Genomic DNA, 25,001 nt, shown 5'->3' with positions numbered 1-25,001 from the left:
CTAGTTCCGTTACTATAACTGTATAAGATAAACCAAAAAAGAGCAACAAAAAACATCAGTTTTCGACAGAAACGGACAACGATAAAGAGCGGCAAGAACTTTAGACCTATCCCCTTTTAAAAACCGACCGTATACATATAAATGAGCACTACCGCCGCAAGCACAAAGCGGTAATAGGAGAAATACGTAAGCTTCAGCTTCCCTACGAGCTTGATGAACGTAACGACCGCTACGAGAGCGACGACGAACGAGACGATAAACCCGACGGCAAGAAAGCCGAGGTCGTCGGCCGTCATAGACCCGAAGCTTTTCAACAGCTCGTACCCGGTAGCCGCGCACATGACCGGGATCGCGATCAGAAAAGTAAAGTCTGCGGCTGCGGCCCTGCTTGCGCCAGCGAGCATCCCCGCCGCAATCGTAGAGCCGGAACGGGAGAAGCCCGGCCATAGCGACAAGCATTGGGCGATGCCGACGAACAGCGCCTGACGGTACGTCAGTTCATCCATGTCGTTCGCCGTAATGCGCGGCTGCTGCTTCTCCCCGATAATCATAAAGATCCCGCCTGCAACGAGACCGATGACGACCGTCTCCGGCATGAACAGCAGCTTGACATAGTCGCGCAGGACGAAGGCGAGCCCCAGAGCCGGAACGATCGCCAGCGCGATATGAAGCAAATTGATCCGCCGGGGCTTGGAGCGCGCTTCCCGGTCTTTCATGCCGAACAGCCGCAGCACGCGTCTCCAATAGATGACCGCAACGGCCAAAATCGCGCCGAGCTGGATGACGACCTCGAACGTGTCGGCCTTCTCTCCCGTAAATCCGATCCAGTGTCCGACCAAAATCATATGGCCCGTCGACGAAACGGGCAAAAATTCCGTTAGCCCTTCCACAATGCCGATAATAACCGCAACCCATAAATCGAACACGAATCGTTCCTCCCAATTGTGCGTAATAGTCCGAATATCACACCGAATACCAGCGGGGCACCGAGCTTAAGCGGATCTCCTCTATGTCGCCAAGCTGCTTCTCCAGCACGTCCCGGATAAACTCGGGCAAATAGTAGGCGACCGTTTCCCCGCGGCCGAGCGACAAATAACCGATGCCGAACGTGAACATGTCGATCGTCCCGACGTTATATACCCGATCCGGCTCCAGCCGCTCGCCGTTAATTTCGATGGAGCGGATTTTGCGGTACGGATCCGCATCGGCGGCGTACTCCACCCGAACGCCGGACAAGCACAGCGTACCGAGCACTTTGCCGCGAAACCCGAAGCCTTTGATCGCTTTGCCGGTGAAATCCTCCAGCAGCGCCTCTTCCAGCGCCACCCTGATCTCTTCCCCGCGCAGCCGGACCAGGCACGGATTGATCGGGGGCGGACATATTTCCAGCAGCCTGTATTTCGTAACCGCGCCCGCTTCCAGGCCTTGCAAAATTTGTCCCGCGTTCACGATGCCGATCTCCGCATCCGTCCACCGGCGAATTCCGGATGCGAGCAAATTGCCGAGCCCGGACTCCGCGCTCCAGTCGATTGCAATCGGTTCGGCCAGCATGGCCACGGAGTGCCCGAGCCGCTCGCGGCTTGCCTGTTCTTCCTCGCGGATCAAAGCCGCAAGTTCGGGAGAAGGCGGGAAGCCGTCCGTATCCAGACATGCCCCGCTGTGCAGCCGCAGCGACCCGCTATCCGTATCGTACCGGAAATCCAATTCCCCGACATACCGTCCGTAGCAGCCGGCCGCCGCTATATACGTTCCTTCATGCAGGAGCGGCTCCTCCAGCAGATGATGGGTATGGCTGCCGATAATCAGATCGATGCCCGCGATTCGCTCGGCCATCGCCTTATCCTGCGTGATGCCCAAGTGGGAGACGACGACGAGTACTTCGACCTGAGGACGAAGCAGCTCCGTCAGCCGGCCCGCCGTCTCGATCGGGTCGAGAATTTGCCAGCCGAGCAGCGAGTAGAAATCGGGGTAATAGGCCGTCAGCCCGATTACGCCGACGCGAAGCCCGTCCCTCTCGAATATCCGGTAAGGCTCCATCCAGTGAGGCGGCTCCCCCGTACTCGCATCGAGCAGATTGGCACAAACGACCGAGTAGCCTTGCCGCTCCCCGTAAGCGAGGGCAAGCTTATCCGGAGTCATCGTCAGCCCTTCGTTGTTGCCCGGCACGATCATATCGTACCCGGTTTCGTTCATCACGGCGATATTGGCGAGGCCGCCGCTCCCTTCCGTCTCGGGACGCATCCGGTCCATATGGTCGCCGCAATCGATGACGATCGGATTGCATGCCGCATGCTTGCTCCTCAGCTGCCGAAGCGCTTCTCCGATGCGGGGCATCCGCTCGAAGTGGCTATGTATATCGTTCGTATGAAGAAGAACAAGTTTCCGTTCGTCCATGCTCGTACGTCCGCTCCTTCCGCGTGGTCATCTAGTAACATTCGATTTTGCCTGCAATAGTTCCTGCATGGGGTATAGATCTCCCTCATTCTATGCATTTTTTTGCCGGACATGCAAGGAAAGTGGTACACTACTAAAGACGATTGAACCGCACGGGAGGTGTCAACCATTGATACAGCTTACAGTAAGACTGTTCGCGGGGTTGTCGGACAAGCTCGGAACGTCCGAAATAACCGTGACGCTCGACGCCGGTCCCGCAACCGGCGCAGCTTTGAAGGAGCGTCTGATTGCATCGCAACCGGACGCCGCCGCGCTGATCCGTTCTTCCTTTATCGCGAAAAATCAGGCTTATGCTCAAGACGACGAGCCGCTTGCCCCGTCGGATGAGATCGCGCTCATCCCTCCGGTTTCCGGCGGACAAGGATCGGCGGCCGACTCTACCGTCCTGCATCGCATCACGACCGAGCCGCTATCGGTCGACGAAGTATGCGCCAAGGTGGCGGACGACGATCACGGCGCCACGATCGCCTTCGTAGGGACGACGCGCCGGACTACATTCGGACAGCGTACCGTCCTGCTTGAGTACGAAGCTTACGTCCCGATGGCGCTCAAGACGCTGGAGCAAATTTCGGAAGAAATCGGCGCCCGCTGGCCGGGTGCCCGGTGCGCGATCTCGCACCGGATCGGAGCCGTTCCGGTCGGCGAGACGAGTGTCGTCATCGCCGTATCGACTCCGCACCGTGCCGACTGTTACGAGGCGAGCCGGTATGCGATCGAAAGGCTGAAGCAAATCGTCCCGATCTGGAAAAAAGAAATTTGGGAGGACGGCTCGGAGTGGAAAGGGGCGCAAACCGGACCCTGGAATCCGCTCGGCAGCTAATATCCCAATGATATGGCCAAAGGGCTATCCCCCGTTCGAACGATCGGGAGATAGCCCTTCTTCGTTTTTCACGTTCCGACGCGCTTGGCCGTCAGAAACGTCTTCTTCCAATAAGCTTTGTTGATGTTCGATATTTGCACGCCGTTGTCCGGCGCCGGCGACGAGTGGATCATTTTGTTGTTGCCCATATAGATGCCGACATGGCCGACTGTTTTATTGGACTTGAACCGCCCCGGCACATAGAAGAACATCAAATCTCCTTTGCGCAGCATTTTCCGGCTGACCCATACGCCTTGACGCGCTTGCGCGCGCGCCGTCCGCGGCAGCGAAATACCTTGTTTGCCGTACACGTATTGCGAAAATGTCGAGCAGTCGAACTTGCCGGATTTCGCGTAAGGGTCGGCGCCAAATAAATATTTCACCCCCATGTATCGCTCGGCCGTTGAAATAAGCTTGTTCATGTCGATGTTTTTCAGTACCGGGATCGCATCGCCATAGTCTGCCGGAATTGCGGACACTGCCTCGGCTTCGTCGGCAAACGGCGGCGCGCTTCCTGCAGGTGTCGAAGGCGTCTTGAACGGGTCGGCCGGATCGTCTCCGAAGCTCAATTCGTCGGCTTGTCCTTCCGTTTCGGAAGGCTCGTTGATGGCCGCGCGATTGATTGTACCCGGGCTGGGATGCAGAGCCACTTCGCCATTTCGCAGCTCGTAAGAAATGTCTTCGCGGAACAGATCAGGAAGCGCGTCAACCGGAATATGCAGCGCTCCTTCGGCCACCTTCGGCACATCGGGCAAAGCTACGTTGTTCCCTTCCTTGACGGCTTGATTGCTGCCTCCCGTCAGCTCGAATTCCGCTGAATTGTCACCCATGCGTAGCTTGCCGGCGGCGGCATTCCAATCCGTCTGATATTCGAGCAGCTCGGCAAGCTTCTGCGCTGAAATATACGATTTCCCGTCCAGCTGCACGATCGGGATGCGGCCTTCATCCGTATTCAGCATGTTGACGTTCGGGCCGGACAAAGCTCCGGGCGTTCCTGGAGCCGAAGGCGGCGTCTGAGGCACGGGAGCGGACTGCCGGGTTTTTCCGGTCATTCCCCCAAAGCCGCTGCAAGCGGTCGTTGCGGCCATCACTACCGCAAGAAGCGAAATTGCCCAATACTTCCGTCTGTTCTTCATATCCTCGCTATCTCTCCTCGCGCAATCATATATTGGCACCTGAGGATAGGTTGGGGAAGTACGGAACGATTTATGCGAGCCCGAGCCTTGACGCGTGCATGCAATAAGTGGCATGTCCGACAAAAATGTATAGAATTCCCTGTGCGGACCTTGTATAATGGGGTCACGAATCCATGCTTAGGAGGCTATCCGCAACGTGAACCAACCCCCTTTAAACCGCTCTAACGCTCCCAACTACCCGCCCCGGTTCGAGCAGACGAAAACGAACGGCAAATCGATCGCGGCTATGGTGCTGGGCATTCTTTCGCTGATTATTCCTTATATAGGTCTTATTTTCGGCATTATCGCCATCGTAATGGCCTCGCTTTCCTTCAAGGAAATCAAACGGACCGGTGAGCAAGGACGCGGCATGGCCGTCGCCGGCTTGGTATGCGGGATTATCGGAACCGCGCTGTACGCCATTATCCTCCTCGTCCTCATCATCGCCGGGGCATTGTATTGGTACGGGTTTTAACCTTTTGGCTTTGACGGCCGCCGAACAGCGCTTCGGCGGTTTTTCTATTGCCAAAAACAAACGTGTCCGGGCGACTTGAACACGCAAGCGTGAAGTCACTCGGACACGTATTGAAATGCCGGAAGGTTAGCCGATGCTGCCTTCCATCTCGAATTTGATCAAACGGTTCATCTCGACCGCATACTCCATCGGCAGCTCCTTTGTGAACGGCTCGATGAAGCCCATGACGATCATCTGCGTCGCTTCCGCTTCGCTGAGTCCGCGGCTCATCAAGTAGAACAGCTGATCCTCGGACACCTTGGAGACGGTCGCTTCATGCTCGAGCGTAATGTTGTCGTTCATGATTTCGTTGTACGGAATCGTGTCCGACGTCGACTCGTTGTCGAGAATGAGCGTATCGCACTTGATGTTCGCCTTGGAGCCCTCCGAGTTGCGTCCGAACGAAGCGAGACCGCGGTACGTCACTTTGCCGCCGTGCTTGCTGATCGATTTGGACACGATCGTGGACGTCGTATCGGGAGCGAGGTGAATCATTTTGGCGCCCGCGTCCTGATGCTGGCCTTTGCCGGCGACTGCGATGGAGAGCACCATGCCTTTCGCGCCGCGGCCTTTCAGGATGACGGCCGGATATTTCATCGTCAGCTTGGAGCCGATATTGCCGTCGACCCATTCCATCGTCGCGTTTTCTTCGGCAACCGCCCGCTTCGTCACGAGGTTGTAAATGTTCGGCGCCCAGTTCTGGATCGTCGTGTAGCGGACGCGCGCGTTTTTCTTGCAGATGATTTCCACGACTGCGCTGTGCAGCGAGTTCGTGCTGTAGATCGGAGCTGTACAGCCTTCCACGTAGTGGACGAAGCTGTCCTCGTCGGCGATGATGAGCGTCCGCTCGAATTGGCCCATGTTCTCGGAATTGATCCGGAAGTAAGCCTGCAGCGGGATTTCGCACTTCACGCCTTTCGGCACATAGATGAAGCTTCCGCCCGACCAGACGGCGCTGTTGAGGGCGGCGAATTTGTTATCCGTAATCGGAACGATCGTCCCGAAATATTCCTTGAAAATTTCCGGATGCTCGCGCAGCGCCGTATCGGTATCGGTAAAGATGACGCCTTGCTTCTCCAGATCTTCCTGCATGCTGTGGTAGACGACTTCGGACTCGTACTGAGCCGATACGCCGGCCAAAAACTTCTGCTCCGCTTCCGGGATACCGAGCTTGTCGAACGTGTTCTTGATTTCCTGCGGCACTTCCTCCCACGTTTTGCCTTGCTTCTCGGAAGGCTTGACGTAGTAAGTGATATCGTTGAAATCAAGATCGTCGAGATCGCCGCCCCAGCGCGGGAGCGGCATTTTGTTGAACTGCTCGAGCGATTTCAGGCGGAAGTCGAGCATCCATTGCGGCTCGTTCTTCATGCGCGAAATTTCGGTTACGATTTCAGGCGTCAGGCCTTTTTCCGAACGGAATATATTTTGATGCTCGTCGCGAAAACCGTATTTATATTCTTCCATTTCCGGCATTTGCTTTGCCATGGTGATTCCCTCCTCGTTTCATTGGAATAAGTGCTTGGAGACAATGCCGAGGGTTATCCGATGCTGTTGAAAAAGTCCTCGGTATTTTTCAATGCGGCCGCTAGCCGTTCCACATCGTCTTCCGTGTTGTACAGATAGAAGCTCGCCCGGGCGGTCGCATTCACGTTCAGCCACCTCATGAGCGGCTGGCAGCAGTGATGGCCGGCCCTGATGGCGACGCCCTCCTGGTCGATCACGGTGGCTACGTCGTGCGCGTGAATGTCTTTCAAGTTGAACGTTACGATTCCGGTCCGGTTGTCGCGGGGTCCGTAGATCGTCAGCCCTTCGATTTGCGAAAGCCGCTCGTAGGCGAGTTTGGCCAAGTACTCGTCGTGGGCGTGAATACGGTCCATGCCGATTTCCGTCAGGAAGTCGATCGCCGCTCCGAGTCCTACCGCACCCGCGATAATCGGCGTGCCTCCCTCGAACCGTTCCGGCGGGTCCTTGAAGGTGGATTCGTACAAGTCGACGCGGTCGATCATCTCGCCGCCGAACTCGATCGGGTCCATCTTCTCGAGCAACTCCTTCTTGCCATAGAGTGCCCCGATTCCGGTCGGACCGCACATCTTATGACCGGAAAAAGCGTAGAAATCGCAGTCGAGCTGCTGCACGTCCACTTTCAGGTGCGGGGTGCTTTGCGCCCCGTCCACGAGAATGCGGGCGCCGTGCCGATGCGCGATGGCCGCGATTTCCTTGATCGGATTCATCACGCCGAGCACGTTGGATACATACGTTACGGCAACTATTTTCGTCCGGTCGGTAATCGTGTTCTCCACGTCCTGCAGCGTGATCGTACCGTCCGGCTGAAGCGGGATATATTTCAGCGCGGCGCCGGTCGCCTTCGCGACCTGCTGCCACGGAATGAGATTGCTGTGGTGTTCCATCGGGGTCAAGACGATTTCGTCGCCTTCCCGGCATACCGACCGGGCGTAGCTTGAAGCGACGAGGTTGATCGCCGTCGTCGTTCCCCGCGTGAAAATAATTTCCTCGCGGTGCTTCGCGTTTAGGAAGGCCGCGACTTTGTCGCGTGCGCCTTCGTAAGCGTCGGTAGCGCGGGAGCCGAGCGTATGGACGCCGCGGTGCACGTTGGCATGATCGTACTCGTAATACCGCTTGATCGCCTCGATGACCGCTTTCGGCTTCTGCGAGCTCGCGCCGCTATCCAGGTAGACGAGCGGATGACCGTTTACTTCCTGTTGAAGAATCGGAAACTGGTCGCGAATTTCGGCTCCGAGGCGGCTCATTGTCCGAGCTTCCTTTCGACGAGCGACTGAAGCTGCTTCTGCACGTTCTCGAGCGGAACTTCGTTGATGACCGGGGCAAGGAAGCCGTATACGACCAGCTTGTGCGCTTCCGTCCGCGAAATGCCGCGCGACATCAAGTAGTACATATGCTCGGGATTCACTTGGCCGACGCTCGCCGCGTGGCCGGCTTTGACGTCGTCTTCGTCGATGAGCAGGATCGGGTTGGCGTCGCCGCGAGCTTTCGGGCTAAGCATGAGCACACGCTCGGTTTGCTGACCGTTCGCGCCCGTCGCCCGCTTCTCGATCTTCGTAATCCCGTTGATGATCGCGGTCGCCTCGTCCTGCATAACGGCCCGGGTAATCATGTCGCTCGGCGTGTTTCTGCCGAAGTGGGTCGCGCGGGTCGTCAAGTTCAGCTTCTGGTCGCCTTTTCCGACGGAAATGATCTTGGCGTCGGAGCTTGAGCCGTTTCCTTTCAGCACCGAGTCGGTGTCGGCCATCGCATTGCCGCTGTTCAGTTCCCCTACGATCCATTCTATGCGTGCGTCGTTCTCCACGATAGCGCGGCGGTAAGTCAGCCCGGTCGAGCCTTCGCCCAAATTCTGTACGGTAGCGAACTGGACTCGCGCACCCGGCTTGGCGATCACTTCGACAACGCCGTTATGGACGAACTGCTTGCCGTCCTCCGACAAATAGTTGTCGACATAGGTGACGGAGCTGTGCGAATCGGCGACGATCAGCACGTGCGGCGCGAAGGTGGCGTCGGCATCGTCGGAGAAGAAGATCGCTTGGAGCGGCAGCTTCACCTCGACGTTTTTCGGCACATACACGAACACCCCGCCGTTCCAGAGCGCCGCATGAAGCGCGGTCAGCCGGTTCTCGTCCGGCTTGACGACGGACATGAAGTGCTTCTGAACCAGATCGCCGTGTTCCTTCGCGGCCGTCTCCAGGTCGGTGAAAATAACGCCCTGCTGCGCCAGCTCGTCGGACAGATGCTTCCATACGGAGCCGGAGTCGCGCTGTACGATCAAGTTTTCGGTCGATTCCCCGAGCAGCAGCTTCGCCGCTTCGGGCAAGTCCTCCAGCTTTTGGAGCGGGGACGGCGTTTTATAAGTACCGTAGGCATCCAGGCTCCAACGGTCGATTCTCGTTTTTTCCAATTTCGGCAGTTCCAACGAACCGGCCAATTCCAAAGCTTTCAAGCGGAGTTCGGTCAACCATGAAGGCTCGTTCCGGCTTTTGGACAAATCAGCTACGGAATTGCGGTCGATTGGAAGAACGGTTTGCGAGCTCATTTTCATTCCTCCAAGGTCATATTTTTCAATCAGTTTTGTCCGACCGTTTCGTCTACGATGCCAAGCTCTTCCTTGATCCAATCGTAGCCTTCCGCTTCGAGTTTCTCCGCAAGCTCCGGTCCGCCTGATTTCACGATGCGGCCCTGCATCATGACGTGCACGAAGTCCGGCTTGATGTAGTCGAGCAAACGCTGGTAGTGGGTGATGATCAGGAAGCCTCTGTTCTCGCTGCGCATCGCGTTGACGCCTGCGGCGACGATTTTGAGGGCGTCGATGTCGAGACCGGAGTCGATTTCGTCAAGAATGACGATTTTCGGATCGAGCAGCATCATCTGCAAAATCTCGTTCCGCTTCTTCTCCCCGCCGGAGAAGCCTTCGTTCAAGTAACGGTGGGCGAACTCCGGATTCATGTCGAGTTCTTTCATTTTGCCTTCCATTTGGCGGATAAACTTGATGAGCGAGATTTCGTTGCCTTCGCCGCGGCGGGCGTTGATCGCGCTGCGCAGGAAGTCGGCGTTCGTCACGCCCGGAATTTCGCTCGGATACTGCATCGCGAGGAACAGACCCGCGCGAGCGCGCTCGTCCACGCCCATCTCCAGCACGTCTTCTCCGTCGAGCGTAACGGCTCCGTCGGTTACTTCATATTTCGGATGACCCATGAGGGCCGATGCGAGCGTACTTTTACCGGTACCGTTAGGTCCCATGATGGCGTGCACTTCGCCGCCGTTCATTTCCAGATGAATGCCTTTCAAAATTTCTTTGTCCTCGATCGACGCTTTCAGACCGTCGATAATAAATTTTGGTGCAGTTGACATTTATGCTTCCCTCCGACTGATATTCTTGTCCCGGCCGCAAATGCACTGAGGCTAGCCGCCCGCGTACGGGTTCGTCCTTGCATGTAATTAGAATCATTTTAACATGATTTTCAATAAAACATTGAAATTCGTGCAATTTGATTCTCATTGATTCTCAACAATTAATATTATTATAAACGTTCCCCTAAAATCAATAAAGGGCAATTCGACATATTTGTTAAACATTTATATTTAATAAGTAAGAAAAGCTTCTGTGCATAACCTCTCAATCGGCCAGCAACTGCTCGATCCGCTTCACTTGCAGCTCGAACCGGTCATCGTCTAGCACCGGCTTCATGCTGCCCGGGGTGAACTCCCCTTCAAGGCTCAACCACGATTTGCAGCCGGAATACGACTCCATTATCGGCACGCGCACCGGCGCATCGAGCTTGTACACCCGCAGCAGCAGTACGTGGAGAGGCTTCTGCCGCTTCCATTTCAGCCGTTCCTCCGCGAACCGGTCGGTCCATATGTGATAGTCGCGAATCCGGTCCAGCTGCTCCTGGCTCGTCACCTCGATATCCGCCGCCACTTCGGCGAAGCACGCCACTTCCGCCCGGTCGGCAAGCGGACTCCAGCCCTCCAGCGTCTCCGCCAGGCTCGGCTGCGCCTCCTCCTTCAGAAGCTCCCGCTTCTGGTGCTCGTAAGTCGGGTACAGCCAGAACGATGGGCTTTCCAGCCGGAATTCCTTCGTCTCCTCGACGATGCCGCCTTTGCGCATCAAGACGATTTGACGCCCTTCCGCCAGCGCCCGGATCGCGACCGCCCATTCTTTCAACGCAATCGTTTCCCTGCTCATAGATCGAACCACCCCCATCATACCATTATACGATTTGTAGGGAAAACAAAGCAAACGGCCGTCCAATATTTGCCGCAGGAAAACCGATCGGCCGGCAATAGCCGAGAAAACGCAAGAAAGAGGGGAATCGCCCCCTCTTCCTTTTTTGTCCAAAAGCGATGTAATTCAGTCAGGAGCAAACCTGAATGCCGAACGAAACTTTTAACCGAGCGACGCCTCGAGCATCCAAACGTGCTTCTCAAGCGAATTCTGGATGCCGGTGAGCATGTCGGCCGACGTATGGTCGCCCGCTTGCTCCGCCTGTTCGATCGCCTTGCGCATTTCCCCGATCATCGTCTGAAAATCTTTGACGATCGTCTTGACCATCTGATCGGCGCTCTCGTCGCCCGCCGCTTCCTTGACGGACGCTTCGGCCAGCATATCCTTCATCGTGGCGATCGGCCTGCCTTTAATCGCAAGCACCCGCTCGGCCAGCTCGTCCAACCACTTGCTCGCCTCCGTGTACAGCTCCTCGAATTTTTCGTGCAGCGTAAAAAACTGCTTTCCTTTCACGAACCAATGGTAGTTGTGGATTTTGACGTACAGCACACCCCAGTTGGCAATCTGTTTATTGATCGTTTCGACCACGGATTTGGTTTCGGTAGCGGTAGCCATCGGCCTTTCCTCCTTGTGAATAGCATCATTTTCTTCGTACAGATATAGTACCCATATATGGCGGCTTTGAAACGAAGTACAAGCGAATGCGGCTATACAGCGGCTTACGATGAGGTTATCCGAAGCCAGCTTCAATTTTAACTATTCTGCTTGGTTAACTTGGTATTCCCCCGACTTCCATTATCGCTTATACTAAGGAAAGAGTTTGACCAATCGACGGAGGTGCGTTATGACGCAGTATCACCCGCTTACCGAACAGGAGGCCATCGAGTACGCCAGGACGATTCCGGGCTTGTTCAAGTCCGGCGCCGCCTTGTCGTCCCGTGAAATTGGCGACGGCAACCTGAATCTCGTATTTCATATCAGCGATTCCGAAACCGGAACGAGTATCATTTTGAAGCAGGCGCTCCCTTATGCGAAGGTCGTCGGAGAATCATGGCCGCTCTCGCTCGACCGCGCGCGCATCGAGAGCGAAGCGCTGCAAATCGAAGGAGCCCTTTGCCCGGATCTTGTCCCGCGCGTTTACAAATATGATGCCGATTTGGCACTGACCGTCATGGAAGATTTGAGCGACCATATCATCATGCGCAAAGGATTGATCGAACGCCGCGTCTATCCTGAATTCGCCGGCCATATCGGCCGCTTCCTGGCGCATACGCTGTTCTTCACTTCCGACCTGGGGATGAATCAGCAGGACAAAAAGCTACGGCTTGCACAATTTATCAACCCGGACTTGTGCAAAATAACCGAGGATTTGATCTTCAATCACCCTTATACCGATGCGGATACGAATAGCTTCGATGCCGCGATCCGCGACGAAGTCGAGGCGATCTGGAGCGACAGCGAGCTTCATCTGGAGGTTGCGAGACTCCGGCACGGCTTCCTGACGCATGCTCAGGCTTTGCTGCACGGCGATTTGCATACGGGCAGTATTTTCGTCACCGAGACGTCGACCAAGGTCATCGATCCGGAGTTCGCTTATTACGGCCCTATGGGCTTCGACATCGGCGCCGTCATCGCAAATCTGCTGCTTAATTTCGCCGGACAGGAAGGCTGGAGCCCGGATGCGGAGAGCAGGTCCAAGTATCGGGAATATTTGCTGCAAACGGCCAAAGACGTCTGGACGACGTTCGAAGCGGAATTCCGTTCGTTGTGGAACGACAGCGGCATAGACCGCATCTCCCGCACCGAAGGATTTCAATCGATTTATGTGGAGCAGCTGATGCGCGATACGATCGGTTATGCCGGATGCAAAATCGTCCGCCGCGTCATAGGCTTGGCGCACGTCTCCGACATCGATACGATTCCGGACGCCGCTTCGAAGGAACGCGCGCAAAGGCTGGCGCTTTCGATCGGTAAAGCGCTTATCAAACACCACCGCAACGCGGTTTCTTTCGACGAATTGATCGAGATCGCAACAAAATTCGCCCGCTGACGGCTATCAAAGGAGTACATGCAACATGGAACAAACGACAAATCAACAGTCTCCGGCCGCCCGGCAGCTGCAGTCGGTCATATGGGCGGGAGACCGGCTCGATCTTCTCGACCAGCGGCTGCTGCCGGAAGAGATCGTCTATTTGCCGCTTACGACCGCGGAAGACGTCTGGGAAGGCATTCGGCAGCTGAAGGTGCGGGGCGCTCCGGCGATCGGCATCGCTGCCGCTTATGGCGTATACCTCGGCATACGGAGCGTTGACGGCGACACTGCCCACGTACTGGCGGAAGTGAACCGTCAGGCCGAATATTTGGCAACGTCCAGGCCGACGGCCGTGAATTTGTTCTGGGCGCTGGATCGGATGAAGGCGAAGGCGGAAACGCTCGTTGGGAGCGGAGAAGCGGGGGACGCCGGCACGCTTAAGGCGGCTATGCTGGCGGAAGCGCAGCAAATCCAGGCCGAGGATGAGGAAACGAACCGTCTGATCGGGGAACACGCGCTGACCTTGCTGCAGGACGGCATCGGGGTACTGACCCACTGCAACGCGGGAGGCTTGGCAACGTCCAAATACGGAACCGCGCTGGCCCCGCTCTATCTGGCCAAAGAACGGGGCTGGGACGTGAAAGTATTCGCGGACGAGACGCGTCCGGTATTGCAGGGGTCCCGGCTGACCGCATTCGAGCTGCAGCAGGCGGGTATCGATGTTACGCTCATATGCGACAATATGGCCGGAATGGTCATGTCGAAAGGCTGGGTACAAGCGGTCATCGTCGGCACGGACCGTGTGGCGGCCAACGGAGACGTCGCCAACAAAATCGGCACCTATGGCGTCGCCGTATTGGCGAAAGCGCACGGCATTCCGTTCTATGTTGCGTGCCCGCTGTCCACGATCGACCTGAATACGCCGTCCGGCGCGGAGATCCCGATCGAAGAACGGCATGAGGATGAAGTAACGCAAGGCTTCGGCAAAAGAACCGCGCCGCACGGAGTCAAGGTGTACAATCCCGCGTTCGATGTAACCCCTAACGAATATGTAACGGCGATTATTACGGAGAAGGGCGTTGTTACGGCGCCTTATGGGGAAAATTTACGGAAATTGTTCGAGTGAAGGAGAAATAAAGGAAGAGGCTGTCGGAATTGCTACGTCCGGCATCCGCTTCCTTTTCTTTGCTTACTGTTCATCCCTGGCATGATTTGAAAACAGCTCGAGTTTATCAAGGAAACTTTTCTTGTGCTGATCGTTATCCCGTTCGCTTACGGTTGCCAAAAAGTGTGTCGTTCTTCCAGAGTCCATGGCGATTTGACGCAAAATCTTGCTAATATCCAATTCAACAGGCGACTCTATCATACAAAATGCACACTCCGTCTCAATCGATCTTTGGAAACGATACTAGCTCACAAGAAACAGATACATTTTGTATCTAACACAATATTATGATACAAACCGAATCTTTGCAAGAAAAATGTTCCAACCTTAGTTTATACCTCCTTTTCTGATTGCTCAAAGGAATGAGCTTGCCAAATTTGCCGCCTTTATGCCCGCTTCAGCAGCTTGGGCTGTTGGATAGAAGGATGACGGTAGATCGGAAAATATTCGTCTCCCGCAAGCTCGAACGGAACGCTTTCCTGCAGCTTGCGGTAAATGTCGGGAAGGTGAATTTTTTTACCTATGTAGTAGTCAAAGGACTGCTTCATATCGAATGTTTTCTTGAAGCGATACAAACTATCGTTCCCCGTGTACCCTCCGCCCAGATGCAAATACTCGCAGCCGTTGCGCTTAGCCCACAGCATTAATTCGTGTATCAACAAATTGATCGGCCCGAGCTTCAAGTATTCTTGATCGCAGCCGAGCAAATGGTAATGTACATATTTGCCGTAGTGCATAAACAAGCAGGACGCAATGACTTGATCTTGATGCTTGATTTCGATCAGATCGATATTGCCTTTCAGAAATTGAACGGTATTGCCGAAAAACGACTCGCTGAAATAATAATACGACTGTGCATGATTACGATCCATCGTACTGTAATAAAGCTTCAGCAAGTGTTCGATCCGATCCGGAGGAGAGTACACGGCAGACAATCCTTCTTTGATCGCCCGGCGGATCCGATTGCGGTTCTCGGGCTTATATCGGCTTACGATGATATCCTCATCCTCTTGCAATCTCAGACAGACCGTATTGCGCAGGAAGATGGAGTCTATGCTCTGATAGTGCTCCACGTTGTTCAATATCGGATGAAAGCGAACAAACTCGGATACGATACGTTGATCGATGCAGTACCGGCTGAATTGTTCGGAGAAACGTTGAAATATTCCGCTTCTCGCTTCCGCACAGTTGATGTTGGACAACGGCCCTCCATATCCGTAGGGTGTCACGATGTCATATAACGGCTCTCGGAAGCCCGCCTCCTGAACAGCCGGCAAATGATCAATGCTTCTGAGCAGGAACGGATAACATACGAACAAATCGCCTTCCTCGTAGATGAACAGCCGGGCAAGTCCCTCTCCGTTCTCCTCGTATATTTTGCAATATTCAGCCCGATAGTAGATATCAGCGTCGCATATTTCAGAAATATATCGATTCCATACCACCGCATCACCGCTGTTTAGAACCAATGTATTCATATTCCGCCTCCGTCGCAGTTTTCGCTTCCGCTTCATTTTTAGGAATAGACAAATGCACTTTACCAGATGGGGTTTCCAAATATGCGGGTTCTTGCCCGGGAAATTGAAACGCTCTGGTTATGTCCCATATACGCTCGGGACTCATCGCGGCGTCTATCCGTTTATACTTGATTGCATCTTTTCTTCCGTAGGTCCGGGATGTATAATTCAATCGCTCGCATGCGGCGGCCTGGTCTTCATAAACGACTTTATCCTCCATTACTGCGTGAAGCCATGTTTGAATGAGCCGCAAGCCAATTCGATTGCTGCGGACGAATAAATCATAGACGGTGTCCGTCTTTGTAATCGGGTATCTTTCCACTGTTATGATGTCGCCGGAATCGATTCCGCGATCCATCAAATGCAAGCTGACGCCGAAGTAATCCTTGCCGTCCAGAATGGCCATAATATTCCCCATCGAGCCGCGATATTCGGGAAGCGGCGCGCCGTGCATATTGATCACCCCTTTGCGGAATCGATCCAAATGCTCTTGGCGGAGAATTTGATGGAACCTTACGCTCAAGCCGATATCGGCATTCAGGTTCAGTACATCGTTCATATCCAGAATAGGGACGGACAACCGTTCGGCTTCCTGCTGCATATCGCGGTCCCGAACCTCCATACGCCAATTGGATTTAGGTTCGCGACTGCAAACAACACCTATGACTTCAAACTGCGGCTGTTCAAGCAGCCATTCCAAGCAATCTACCGCAACCCCGATCGATCCGAACAATACGAGTTTCCATCTTTTGCTTTCCATGGAATCCACCCCTTTCTCGGTTTCCTTATCCGATTCCCATTTTGCCGGCAGCAGGCATGGTGGACACTTGCTTCGATTTATGCAAATTGCGCACCCCGACTTTCCCGACAATATACGGTCCCCACTTAGTCCGGTTTAAGATATAAGTCAATACGATGGAGCAGCCGGCACTCCCCAAAAACAGCAAAAGAACGGTGAACCAATTGGATCGGATTGACGGAAACATTTGCAAAGGAACAAACATGAACGCCAAAAACATAGGGTGCAACAAATAAATTCCGAACGAGTAATTGCTAATTCCGACAAGAAATGAGGGGATTTTTCGTATCCGCATGACCGCATAACAGATCAGAAAAATCGCGCTAATCGTAAAGAAGATCATATCGATACGTTTCGAGGATACCCCCGGTATCCATTGCTGCTGCAGCGAAATAAAACAGAAGAGCGCTGTTGCGGGGACGGCTGCCCAGCTCCATTTGCCGTATTTGGCAAGCAGCTCCTTGAATTTCTCATACCGGCTCCCGCAATAATAGGCTGCTGCAAAATAAAATAACCAACCCGGGAACGGAATCCAGTAAAATCTCTCCCAGACGTAATGCAAGATCGGATTTCCGGGAGCAGGAACAAAATTGAAAAATCCGAGGTAACCTACATTAATCAACAAAGATACCCCCAGAACAGCAGCAGGGGAATAAGCCGTGTCCAGCTTTTGCATATATTTATGCATCACATAAAATTGAAACACGATCAAAATGAAATACCCGTGATAGTCCCCGATGAGCACATGCCGCCACAAAAACGAGATCAGTGTCTCGAAAGTGACCTCTCCGCTTGCAAGCCAGATTTGCGAAGATTTCATCAGGGCGTAAACAGCCCCGAACAGAAAGTAAGGAGCAAGGATGAATCTTAGCCTTTTGGACCAGAATGCTTTGTCGATAGAGTCTCGTGAAGTATAGGCCAAAATCATTTCAGAAATGAAAATAAAAGCCGGAGTTCCGAACGTCAGCAATAGTTCAAAAAAATTGCCGAGCAAACTCGACTCCGGGAAAGCGCGATTCATGCTGTTGCGGAATACGAGACATAAGCAAGCAACGCTTCTCAGCACGAACATTTCCGGTATTAGTTTTTTTTCCATTTGTTCTCCCTTCCTTGAATTTATGGATTCCCAACAGACGTAACGGCCCTATTTTGTTCTTTTAGGAACTTTAACGGAATAACGTATCTATTCTCTGACGACCGGGACTTGCCGTTCCGCAAAGCCCCGGTCGCCAGTCAGGGCGGTCATTCCGTTAAAGTTCTTTAGTGCCAACAATTGAGGTCTGATTTTGTTTATATGCTGATCAATGAGATCTTTGTTTACGAATTCTCCAAAATCATCCGGTCCCTTGCTATTGCCGTTCGTGATTTTCTGGGCAATATATCTCAACGTTTCTGGAGTCGTGTGCAACCCGTCGTAATAGTCTTGCAAATTCATCGTGACTGTATTGGGGTACATGAAATTATAAAAACTGCCGAAATGCTCCGTTATGTCCTTTAGCCAAAGCTCATAGTCCTTCAACCTGTTTTTTTCCACCAACAGCTGTAGAAGCGGATAGGACATCGGGGTCGTAAAAACGATAAACTCCGTGTTCGGATTATTCGCTTTCCACTTGTCGAACAGCTTCCCGTTCGTCAAATATCGAACGTCCTCCATCCCCCAATTCGTGCCGAAAATCTCTTTTTGCCTAGTAATATACATCGTTTTGAAACTATCGGAGACCATCCCCTGATTTTTAATCAGATTTCGATCATAGTAGGGCCATTGATCCATTTTGTAAAAAGTCGATACAAAGTTTTTAACGGAGTAGCTGAGCGTATTAAAGCTGAATAACGTTTTAAATCGGTAAAATAGATCCTCCGATTGGCTGATATAAGCGGATGGCGCCTCGGTTTCACTCACAAATTTGTTGTCGGTATCAAGCCTGGACATACTGAACGACAAGCCGAGCACGATCGTTTTAAATTCCTTTCCGTTCCGGGCTTTGGCATACTCGATATAGGCATCGTACTCATCCATTCCCATACCGTTGACGGCATAATTAAACGCTCTTCGACCGTTTAAATCGTTTGGGTTCATAAACGTGACGATACTGTTCCCCAGAATCAGCGTGTCGAATTGAAAAGGTCGATACTGGATCGAATTCGTCTTCTGCTGGCGTTCATTGAAACCCAACTGCGAATTATTGAACGAATTCGAATGCTGAAACACCCATAGGGGGTCGATCCAATAATTAAAGCCGCCGATTAAAAGGGATACAGCCAATACGCCGGTTCCGACAATGGATACCCACTTCTTATACAATCTCTTTTTCAGCTTCACTCCATACCACCCGTCAGAAGTTGAAATATAAAAACTCGCTCACTTTTTGCAAGCTCATCAACGAATAAGCTGTCAATAGGATAAAAACGATCGCATAAAACATACTCGGTTTAAACGTCCGCTGGATTTCCGTCGAATTTCTCGCCGCAATAACGACGAACAAAAACATAACGATCATCAGCGATATCCCCGCCAGTTCCTTGGTGCTGACTATAAAGAACTCTCCTGTATAATCGGCCAAAATTGTGATATAGCTGGCGACTACCGCAGGAACTGCAAATCCGTTCATGCCGAGCATCCCTTTGAGCACTTTTATCGCATCGCCCCAAGATTGCGCCCGGAAAAATATCCATGCCATGTTGACAAAGTTAAACGTGATGAACCAGGCCATGAATCGGTTCATCTTGATATTAAAGGTTTGCCAGAACCGGTTGATAACCATGGCGGTGCCATGCAGTGCTCCCCAAAACAAGAATGTCCACCCGGCTCCATGCCACAATCCGCTGATCAGAAACACGATCATGAGGTTTAGATAGGTTCTGGTCGCACCTTTACGGCTGCCCCCCAACGGAATATAGATATATTGGGTCAAAAACCGCCCCAGGGTTATGTGCCATCTTCTCCAGAAATCTTGAATGTTCAAGGCTTTGTATGGTGAATTGAAGTTAACCGGCAATTTGATGTTGAAAAGCAGAGCCGCCCCGATAGCCATGTCGCAATACCCGCTAAAATCGAAATACAGTTGGAACGTGTATGAGAGCGATACGCCCCATGCTTCCAAAAACGTTAACGATTTAGTATGATCAAACCCGCTCGTAGCCCAGTTGGCAAATGTATCCGCGATGGCTACTTTCTTGAATAATCCGAGTGAGAATACAAATAACCCGGTTGCGATATTTCTGAAATTGATTACTTTGTTTTTCAACTGGGAAAACTGCGGCATAATTTCTTTATGGTGTACGATCGGCCCCGCAATGAGCTGCGGAAAAAAAGTTACAAAAAAAGAGAAATCCAGAATGTTTTGTTCTTGGACCTCTCTTTTATAGGCATCGACCAAGTAGGCGATTTTCTGAAAAGTAATGAAGCTGATCCCAAGCGGCAATATCAGATGCAGTAAAGGAATATCGGTTCGAAGCAGCTCATTCGCATTCGAAATAAAGAAATCGTAATATTTATAAAATCCGAGCAGCGACACATTGAAAATAATGCCGATAGTCAATACGGCTTTACGATTCCTGCCCTCTTTCCGTTCTATCAGCAAGGAACCGATCCTGTAGTTAAAGAGAAGAGAGGTCAGAAGAAGCGGCAAGTAAACGACATTCCACCAGCCGTAGAACGTAAGCGAACTGATGACCAGCCATATTTTCGCAGCGGTTATCCATTTTAATTTGTTCATTAGAAAATAAACACCGAATACGACCGGTAAAAATACGAAAATAAATTCAAACGAATTGAACAGCATCGTTTCTCCTCCGAATTCCCTAACGGGAAACCATGGAATTTACATTAGAGGTTGCCGCACCGACTCGCTCTTGTTCCAAAATCTCGAATAAATATTGCCGGACATCGTGAACAAGATCGGCGCGTTGCAGCGCAAAATCTACGGTCGCCTTAATGAATCCCAGCTTATCGCCGACATCATAACGTTTTCCCGCGAATTGAAAAGCCAATACTTGCTGGCTCCTGTTCAAATTCATGATCGCATCCGTCAGTTGAACTTCGCCGCCTGCACCAGGCTCCAGCTGTTCCAGCAGGTCGAATATTTCAGGCCGCAATACGTATCTGCCCATAATGGCCAAATTGGATGGAGCGGATTGAACAGACGGTTTCTCTACGAAAGAGTCGACGCATATGACATTAGGGCTAATCGTTCCGCTCGGTGCAATGATTCCATACTTCGATACGTCTTCCTGCGATACGCTCTGTACACCTACAACTGACGTTTGATAGCGATGATACACATCCAACAATTGTTTCAGGCAAGGCGTTTCCGCTTGAATAATGTCATCACCCAACAAGACGGCGAACGGCTCGTTGCCGATAAACGATCTCGCGCACCATATCGCATGCCCTAAGCCAAGCGGCTCTTTCTGCCGAATATAATGAATGTTTCCCATATCCGAAATTCTTTGAATTTCCTCTAAATCTTCCAACTTCCCTTTTCTAAGCAGCATTTCTTCAACTTCCAACGATTTGTCGAAGTGGTCTTCAATCGCCCGCTTCCCGCGCCCGCTGATGATCATGATGTCTTCGATACCCGAATCGATCGCTTCTTCCACAATATATTGAATCGTCGGCTTATCGACGATCGGCAGCATTTCTTTCGGCTGGGCTTTCGTAGCCGGCAAAAATCTCGTTCCTAGCCCGGCCGCCGGGATAATTGCTTTTCTTACTTTCATCGGATAGTAGTTCCTCCCCGTATATCTGTTCCCTTTTATTGATGTACCTCATCATGATATGTTTCAATTGCTCGACGTATGGATTTACTGTTGCATGCCGTTCATGTTTCGTACGCTGGACTTGCGATATAAATCCATCGAGTTCTTGAATCAAGTCGTCGACTTCGCGGGTACGCTCGATTATTCTCATACACCGATGCCTCTCTTTAAGCCTTGTTCCAATGAACCGATAACTCGTTCAAGATCGCTCGAAGTCAGATTGGAACCGGAGGGCAGGCAAATACCGGTATGAAACAACAAGTCCGAGACACTGTGATTTTCCTCATGTGGATAGTACTCGCAACCTTGGAACAAAGGCTGCAGATGCATCGGTTTCCATACCGGACGAGACTCGATATTATGTTCCGCCAATAAATCGATACATTCGGATGCCGTAACGCCGCAAGCTGCCGGATCTATTGTCATCGCGCTCAACCATCGGTTCGATTTGCCGAAAGAGGCTTCCGGCATAAACGAAATTCCCGGGATATTGCGGAACCGTTCATAATAAGTATCGAATATTTTACGTCTAGCCGCTATGCGTTCATCCAGTACCTTCAACTGTCCTCTTCCGATAGCGGCCAGCACATTGCTGAGACGGTAGTTGTAACCGACCTCGCTATGCTGATAATGTTTCGCCGAATCTCTCGCTTGTGTAGACCAAAACCGGATTTTGTCCAAGGCATCCGTATCGTCCGATACTAGCATGCCTCCGCCTGAAGTAGTAATGATTTTGTTGCCATTGAACGAATATACGCCGAATTTACCGAACGTTCCGCTCGCACGCCCCTTATAAGTCGCCCCTAACGACTCTGCGGCATCCTCCAGTAAAGGCACGTCATATTGCTCGCAAAGTCGAAGGAGCTCATCCATGTCCGCGCTTTGCCCGTACAAATTCACCACAATGACGGCTTTGGGCAGATGACCTGTCGATTCAGCCTTCCGAAGAGCCCGTTCCAGAGCCCGCGGCGACATATTCCACGAATCAGGCTCGCTGTCGATAAAAACGGGCTTAGCCCCCAAGTACAAAATTGGATTAGCCGTAGCAACAAAAGTCAATGTAGAACAGAATACGATATCATCGGCAGCTACATTCAAATATTTCAAGGCAAGGTGGATCGCGGCCGTACCCGAGCTTAATGCCAGCGCCCCCTTAACACCGACATATTGTGCCAACTCCCGCTCGAAACCTTCCACATGCGGGCCAAGCGGCGCGATCCAATTGGTCTCGAAAGCATCTTGTACGTATAACAACTCCGACTCGCCCATATGCGGCGAGGAAAGATAAATTTTCCCCTTTGTGTTGCCGGCTGTCATGTAAGCCACTCCCTCGAATAATACGCTGCTACTTCTTCGCGTATTTGATTAACTTAGCGGGCACTCCGACCGCTGTACAATACCCTGGTAAAGAACGAACCACTACGGCTCCCGCTCCTACAACCGAGTATGGACCTACTTCGACTCCCGGCAGTACGGAGGAATTGGTACCGAGATAACTGCCGATACGAAGCCTAACACGCCCGGAAACGTTAGCCCCGGGCAATATCGTAGAAAAATCTTCAATCTCGCAATCATGGCCAATTGTACTGCCAAAATGGACCAAAACGTGCTCGCCGATTCGATTATCCGCTTCAATAACCGTGTAGGCGCTTATGGCCGTTCCTTCCCCGATACTGGTCTCGTCTCCGACGACTGCCGTTGGATGAACGAGAGTCGGGGTTCGCATGCTCGGATTAATCCCCCGCGCCTTACGGATGATATGGATTCGTCCCTCGGAGTTTCCGATCGCACTAATGGTATGTACGTCTCGATACCTCTGTTCTCCGAGCAATTCCAATTTCCCGAGGACGGGATACCCGTTTATCGCTTTGCCCGCCAACTTTACATCATCATCCATAAAGCCAAGCAGTTCCCACGTATCTGTCGAATGGTTGATATCTTTTATTAGCTGTGCTATTCCTTTACCCAGACCGCCCGCGCCAATGATCACGATTTCCTTTTTCGTTTTTTTCACTGTTCAACTGCCCGTTTTTGAGAATTCCCCTGGAATTCATGCATGGTTACGTGTCCAGAATGATTGACATCTTCGGAACGGAACACTTTTAACACGGTTTTACATAGGATAAGCAGATCCAACAGAAACGATCGATGATCCACATACCATACGTCCAACGCGAATTTTTCCTCCCAGGTGAGCCTGTTTCTTCCGTTGATTTGCGCCCAGCCGGTTATACCGGGCCGCACTTCATGTCTGCGAGCTTGCTCGGCGCTGTAGATAGGAACGTATTTCATCAATAGCGGTCTCGGTCCCACCAAGCTTAAGTCTCCCTTGATGACATTATAAAGCTGGGGGAGCTCGTCAAGGCTGAACCGTCGAAGGAAAGTACCGAATGGAACCGTTCGCTGCTCCTCCGGCAGCAGTTGACCGTCCTTATCGCGCAAGTCCGCCATTGTCCTGAACTTGTATATACGAAAAGGCTTGGCGTGCAAGCCGGGCCTCACCTGCGTAAACAAAACGGGCGAGCCCAGCTTGATGCGCACCAAAATGGCGGTGACTGCCATAATCGGCAGCAAAACAAGAAAGGCAATTAATGAAGTGACCAAATCAAAGCATCGTTTTAGTCTCATATTTCTCCTCTTACGCTCCTTTAACGAGCTGCCACCGGCTCCAACAGCCCGATTTTGTGCAAATTCCCATAGTTGTACACCGTAGCCCGCGAGCTTCCGGATACATTCAGGCAATTTTTCGTATCCAAGATGACCGGTGTATGCATGTTCCGCAGCAAATTCTCGTCCAGCAAGGCGAATTCGTTGTGATCCGCGAGAACGACGAGGCAATGCGCACCATTCAATGCTTCTTGTGCGGAATATAGCCTTATCGGGCAATGGTCCGGATGAACGTGAGGATCGTGCGCCATCACTTGGTATCCTCTCTGTCTCAGCAGATTAACGACGGCCAAAGCGGGACTTTCTCGGATGTCGTCGACATTCCCTTTATAAGTCAAACCAAAAACGGCTACCGGCAGCTCTTGGAATGGAGAGGCGATCTTCTCCACTTGCTCGACCACGAATGACGGCATCGAGTTGTTAATCTCGCGCGCCGTAGCCATCAGCGGAGTTGCCCACGGCGCTTTCTCGATTATGAAATAAGGGTCGACCGCTATGCAGTGACCGCCTACGCCGGGTCCCGGCGAATGAAGCTTGACGCGCGGATGTTTGTTGGCAAGTTGTATAACTTCCAACGCGTCTACACCTAGCTCGACCGATGCTTTGGCAAGCTCATTCGCAAGGGCGATATTGACATCGCGGTACGTATTCTCCATCAACTTCGCCATCTCGGCCGATGTGGAGTAAGTCAGCACGATTTCTCCCTTGACAAATGTCCGGTATAAATCGGCGGCTTTATCGGCGGATATGGAGTTATATCCTCCAACGATACGATTGTTCTCCACCAGCTCCCGAAAAATGCTGCCTGGAAGTACTCGTTCCGGACAGTGGGCCAAGTAGATCTCGCTTCCGACTTGCCAACCTGCCTCTGCTAGAATAGGAGCGACAACATCATCCGTAGTTCGCGGTGGGATGGTCGATTCGACGATGACGACGTTTCCCGCCTTCAAATAGGGCAATATCGATTTCGTAGCTGAAACGACATAATCCAGATTGGCCGTATGGTCTTCGTTTACGGGAGTCGGTACGGCGATGATGAATGCATCCGCGCTCTCGGGAGTCGTTTGGGCTTTAAACTTATATTCGTTTCGGACCTCCTCGAAAACTTCCTCTATACCGTTTTCAATAATATGAGTGGCTCCCGCATTCAAAGATTGGACAACCCAATCGCTGACATCGACCCCGACAACCTCGAACCCGGCTTTTGCAAATACTAGCGAGGTAGGCAATCCGATGTAACCGAGTCCCACTACGCACACTTTTTTGTTCATGGTTCTCCTCACTCTCTCGATACATTTTGTATCTA

At 52.2% G+C, this 25,001-nt stretch carries 23 protein-coding genes; 4 read left to right on the top strand and 19 right to left on the bottom strand.

The features are described 5' to 3' along the window. Positions 1-116 precede the first annotated feature (116 nt). Complete coding sequence (locus tag FE783_RS21230) at positions 117-926, bottom strand: undecaprenyl-diphosphate phosphatase (RefSeq protein WP_138881404.1); 810 nt, start codon at positions 924-926, stop codon at positions 117-119. A gap of 37 nt (positions 927-963) precedes the next feature. After that, positions 964-2,394, bottom strand: a complete 1,431-nt coding sequence (locus FE783_RS21225; protein ID WP_138881403.1) for a bifunctional metallophosphatase/5'-nucleotidase — start codon at positions 2,392-2,394, stop codon at positions 964-966. Positions 2,395-2,566: 172 nt separating this feature from the next. On the opposite strand from FE783_RS21225, the gene FE783_RS21220 reads away from it, so the two are divergent. Continuing rightward, positions 2,567-3,274, top strand: coding sequence for a molybdenum cofactor biosynthesis protein (locus FE783_RS21220; protein ID WP_238403193.1), 708 nt, complete (start codon positions 2,567-2,569; stop codon positions 3,272-3,274). A gap of 68 nt (positions 3,275-3,342) precedes the next feature. Here the strand turns inward: FE783_RS21220 and FE783_RS21215 are convergent, their stop codons facing one another. Beyond that, positions 3,343-4,449, bottom strand: coding sequence for a C40 family peptidase (locus tag FE783_RS21215; RefSeq protein ID WP_158301953.1), 1,107 nt, complete (start codon positions 4,447-4,449; stop codon positions 3,343-3,345). 196 nt (positions 4,450-4,645) lie between these two features. Here FE783_RS21215 and FE783_RS21210 point away from each other — a divergent pair, with 196 nt between their 5' ends. Then, positions 4,646-4,963 (top strand): DUF4190 domain-containing protein, encoded by a 318-nt coding sequence (locus FE783_RS21210; protein ID WP_238403186.1) that lies wholly within the window; start codon positions 4,646-4,648, stop codon positions 4,961-4,963. Positions 4,964-5,089: 126 nt separating this feature from the next. Here FE783_RS21210 and sufB read toward each other — a convergent pair whose 3' ends face one another. The 6 genes from sufB to FE783_RS21180 form a co-directional block, all read right to left on the bottom strand. Further along, on the bottom strand, positions 5,090-6,487 hold the full coding sequence (sufB, locus tag FE783_RS21205) for a Fe-S cluster assembly protein SufB (RefSeq protein ID WP_138881400.1): 1,398 nt from the start codon (positions 6,485-6,487) through the stop codon (positions 5,090-5,092). Between the two features lie 53 nt (positions 6,488-6,540). Beyond that, positions 6,541-7,770 (bottom strand): cysteine desulfurase, encoded by a 1,230-nt coding sequence (locus FE783_RS21200; protein WP_138881399.1) that lies wholly within the window; start codon positions 7,768-7,770, stop codon positions 6,541-6,543. Continuing rightward, positions 7,767-9,065 (bottom strand): Fe-S cluster assembly protein SufD, encoded by a 1,299-nt coding sequence (gene sufD / locus FE783_RS21195; RefSeq protein ID WP_138881398.1) that lies wholly within the window; start codon positions 9,063-9,065, stop codon positions 7,767-7,769. The genes FE783_RS21200 and sufD overlap by 4 nt, the downstream gene beginning before the upstream one ends. Positions 9,066-9,094: 29 nt before the next feature. Then, on the bottom strand, positions 9,095-9,880 hold the full coding sequence (gene sufC / locus FE783_RS21190; protein ID WP_138881397.1) for a Fe-S cluster assembly ATPase SufC: 786 nt from the start codon (positions 9,878-9,880) through the stop codon (positions 9,095-9,097). A gap of 265 nt (positions 9,881-10,145) precedes the next feature. After that, positions 10,146-10,718: a DUF1802 family protein gene (locus FE783_RS21185; protein ID WP_138881396.1), complete on the bottom strand. Its 573-nt coding sequence runs from the start codon at positions 10,716-10,718 to the stop codon at positions 10,146-10,148. 201 nt (positions 10,719-10,919) lie between these two features. After that, a complete protein-coding gene (locus FE783_RS21180; protein WP_138881395.1) occupies positions 10,920-11,372 on the bottom strand; it encodes a Dps family protein in 453 nt (150 codons plus the stop codon). A gap of 229 nt (positions 11,373-11,601) precedes the next feature. Between FE783_RS21180 and mtnK the strand changes: the two genes are divergently transcribed. Further along, positions 11,602-12,807 (top strand): S-methyl-5-thioribose kinase, encoded by a 1,206-nt coding sequence (mtnK, locus tag FE783_RS21175; protein WP_138881394.1) that lies wholly within the window; start codon positions 11,602-11,604, stop codon positions 12,805-12,807. Positions 12,808-12,832: 25 nt separating this feature from the next. Next, positions 12,833-13,915, top strand: a complete 1,083-nt coding sequence (mtnA, locus tag FE783_RS21170; RefSeq protein ID WP_138881393.1) for an S-methyl-5-thioribose-1-phosphate isomerase — start codon at positions 12,833-12,835, stop codon at positions 13,913-13,915. A gap of 425 nt (positions 13,916-14,340) precedes the next feature. On the opposite strand, the gene FE783_RS21165 is transcribed toward mtnA, so the two are convergent. The 10 genes from FE783_RS21165 to FE783_RS21120 form a co-directional block, all read right to left on the bottom strand. Next, a complete protein-coding gene (locus FE783_RS21165; RefSeq protein ID WP_158301952.1) occupies positions 14,341-15,432 on the bottom strand; it encodes a GNAT family N-acetyltransferase in 1,092 nt (363 codons plus the stop codon). After that, the gene (locus FE783_RS21160) at positions 15,404-16,231 is read right to left on the bottom strand and encodes a methionyl-tRNA formyltransferase (protein WP_138881391.1); all 828 of its coding nucleotides are present in this window, start codon (positions 16,229-16,231) and stop codon (positions 15,404-15,406) included. The genes FE783_RS21165 and FE783_RS21160 overlap by 29 nt, the downstream gene beginning before the upstream one ends. A 25-nt stretch (positions 16,232-16,256) precedes the next feature. After that, a complete protein-coding gene (locus FE783_RS21155) occupies positions 16,257-17,366 on the bottom strand; it encodes an acyltransferase family protein (protein ID WP_138881390.1) in 1,110 nt (369 codons plus the stop codon). Between the two features lie 87 nt (positions 17,367-17,453). Further along, positions 17,454-18,590: a hypothetical protein gene (locus FE783_RS21150; protein ID WP_138881389.1), complete on the bottom strand. Its 1,137-nt coding sequence runs from the start codon at positions 18,588-18,590 to the stop codon at positions 17,454-17,456. A gap of 13 nt (positions 18,591-18,603) precedes the next feature. Further along, complete coding sequence (locus FE783_RS21145) at positions 18,604-20,052, bottom strand: MBOAT family O-acyltransferase (RefSeq protein ID WP_138881388.1); 1,449 nt, start codon at positions 20,050-20,052, stop codon at positions 18,604-18,606. A 19-nt stretch (positions 20,053-20,071) separates the two neighbouring features. After that, positions 20,072-20,989, bottom strand: coding sequence for a UTP--glucose-1-phosphate uridylyltransferase GalU (gene galU / locus FE783_RS21140; RefSeq protein ID WP_138881387.1), 918 nt, complete (start codon positions 20,987-20,989; stop codon positions 20,072-20,074). Between the two features lie 186 nt (positions 20,990-21,175). Further along, positions 21,176-22,345: a DegT/DnrJ/EryC1/StrS family aminotransferase gene (locus FE783_RS21135; protein ID WP_138881386.1), complete on the bottom strand. Its 1,170-nt coding sequence runs from the start codon at positions 22,343-22,345 to the stop codon at positions 21,176-21,178. Between the two features lie 28 nt (positions 22,346-22,373). Then, a complete protein-coding gene (locus FE783_RS21130) occupies positions 22,374-23,042 on the bottom strand; it encodes a NeuD/PglB/VioB family sugar acetyltransferase (RefSeq protein ID WP_138881385.1) in 669 nt (222 codons plus the stop codon). Beyond that, entirely contained in the window at positions 23,039-23,656 is a 618-nt protein-coding gene (locus FE783_RS21125) for a sugar transferase (protein ID WP_138881384.1), read from the bottom strand. Before FE783_RS21125 ends, FE783_RS21130 begins: the two co-directional genes overlap by 4 nt. Before the next feature lie 20 nt (positions 23,657-23,676). Then, positions 23,677-24,966: a nucleotide sugar dehydrogenase gene (locus FE783_RS21120; protein ID WP_138881383.1), complete on the bottom strand. Its 1,290-nt coding sequence runs from the start codon at positions 24,964-24,966 to the stop codon at positions 23,677-23,679. Between the last annotated feature and the right edge of the window lie 35 nt (positions 24,967-25,001).

The sequence above is a fragment of the Paenibacillus mesophilus genome, assembly GCF_005938385.1.
GTDB lineage: Bacteria > Bacillota > Bacilli > Paenibacillales > NBRC-103111 > Paenibacillus_AB > Paenibacillus_AB mesophilus.
Note: the sequence above shows the minus strand (reverse complement) of the source record. Positions and strands in the feature narration are given on the sequence as shown.

Coding starts and splice junctions, on each gene's coding strand:
- galU (WP_138881387.1), bottom strand. CDS start 20,989: ATGAAAGTAAGAAAAGCAATTATCCCGGCGGCCGGGCTAGGAACGAGA.
- FE783_RS21120 (WP_138881383.1), bottom strand. CDS start 24,966: ATGAACAAAAAAGTGTGCGTAGTGGGACTCGGTTACATCGGATTGCCT.
- FE783_RS21225 (WP_138881403.1), bottom strand. CDS start 2,394: ATGGACGAACGGAAACTTGTTCTTCTTCATACGAACGATATACATAGC.
- sufD (WP_138881398.1), bottom strand. CDS start 9,065: ATGAGCTCGCAAACCGTTCTTCCAATCGACCGCAATTCCGTAGCTGAT.
- FE783_RS21135 (WP_138881386.1), bottom strand. CDS start 22,345: ATGACAGCCGGCAACACAAAGGGGAAAATTTATCTTTCCTCGCCGCAT.
- mtnA (WP_138881393.1), top strand. CDS start 12,833: ATGGAACAAACGACAAATCAACAGTCTCCGGCCGCCCGGCAGCTGCAG.
- sufB (WP_138881400.1), bottom strand. CDS start 6,487: ATGGCAAAGCAAATGCCGGAAATGGAAGAATATAAATACGGTTTTCGC.
- FE783_RS21145 (WP_138881388.1), bottom strand. CDS start 20,052: ATGCTGTTCAATTCGTTTGAATTTATTTTCGTATTTTTACCGGTCGTA.
- mtnK (WP_138881394.1), top strand. CDS start 11,602: ATGACGCAGTATCACCCGCTTACCGAACAGGAGGCCATCGAGTACGCC.
- FE783_RS21160 (WP_138881391.1), bottom strand. CDS start 16,231: ATGGAAAGCAAAAGATGGAAACTCGTATTGTTCGGATCGATCGGGGTT.
- sufC (WP_138881397.1), bottom strand. CDS start 9,880: ATGTCAACTGCACCAAAATTTATTATCGACGGTCTGAAAGCGTCGATC.
- FE783_RS21125 (WP_138881384.1), bottom strand. CDS start 23,656: ATGAGACTAAAACGATGCTTTGATTTGGTCACTTCATTAATTGCCTTT.
- FE783_RS21155 (WP_138881390.1), bottom strand. CDS start 17,366: ATGGAAAAAAAACTAATACCGGAAATGTTCGTGCTGAGAAGCGTTGCT.
- FE783_RS21200 (WP_138881399.1), bottom strand. CDS start 7,770: ATGAGCCGCCTCGGAGCCGAAATTCGCGACCAGTTTCCGATTCTTCAA.
- FE783_RS21165 (WP_158301952.1), bottom strand. CDS start 15,432: ATGAATACATTGGTTCTAAACAGCGGTGATGCGGTGGTATGGAATCGA.
- FE783_RS21185 (WP_138881396.1), bottom strand. CDS start 10,718: ATGAGCAGGGAAACGATTGCGTTGAAAGAATGGGCGGTCGCGATCCGG.
- FE783_RS21215 (WP_158301953.1), bottom strand. CDS start 4,449: ATGAAGAACAGACGGAAGTATTGGGCAATTTCGCTTCTTGCGGTAGTG.
- FE783_RS21180 (WP_138881395.1), bottom strand. CDS start 11,372: ATGGCTACCGCTACCGAAACCAAATCCGTGGTCGAAACGATCAATAAA.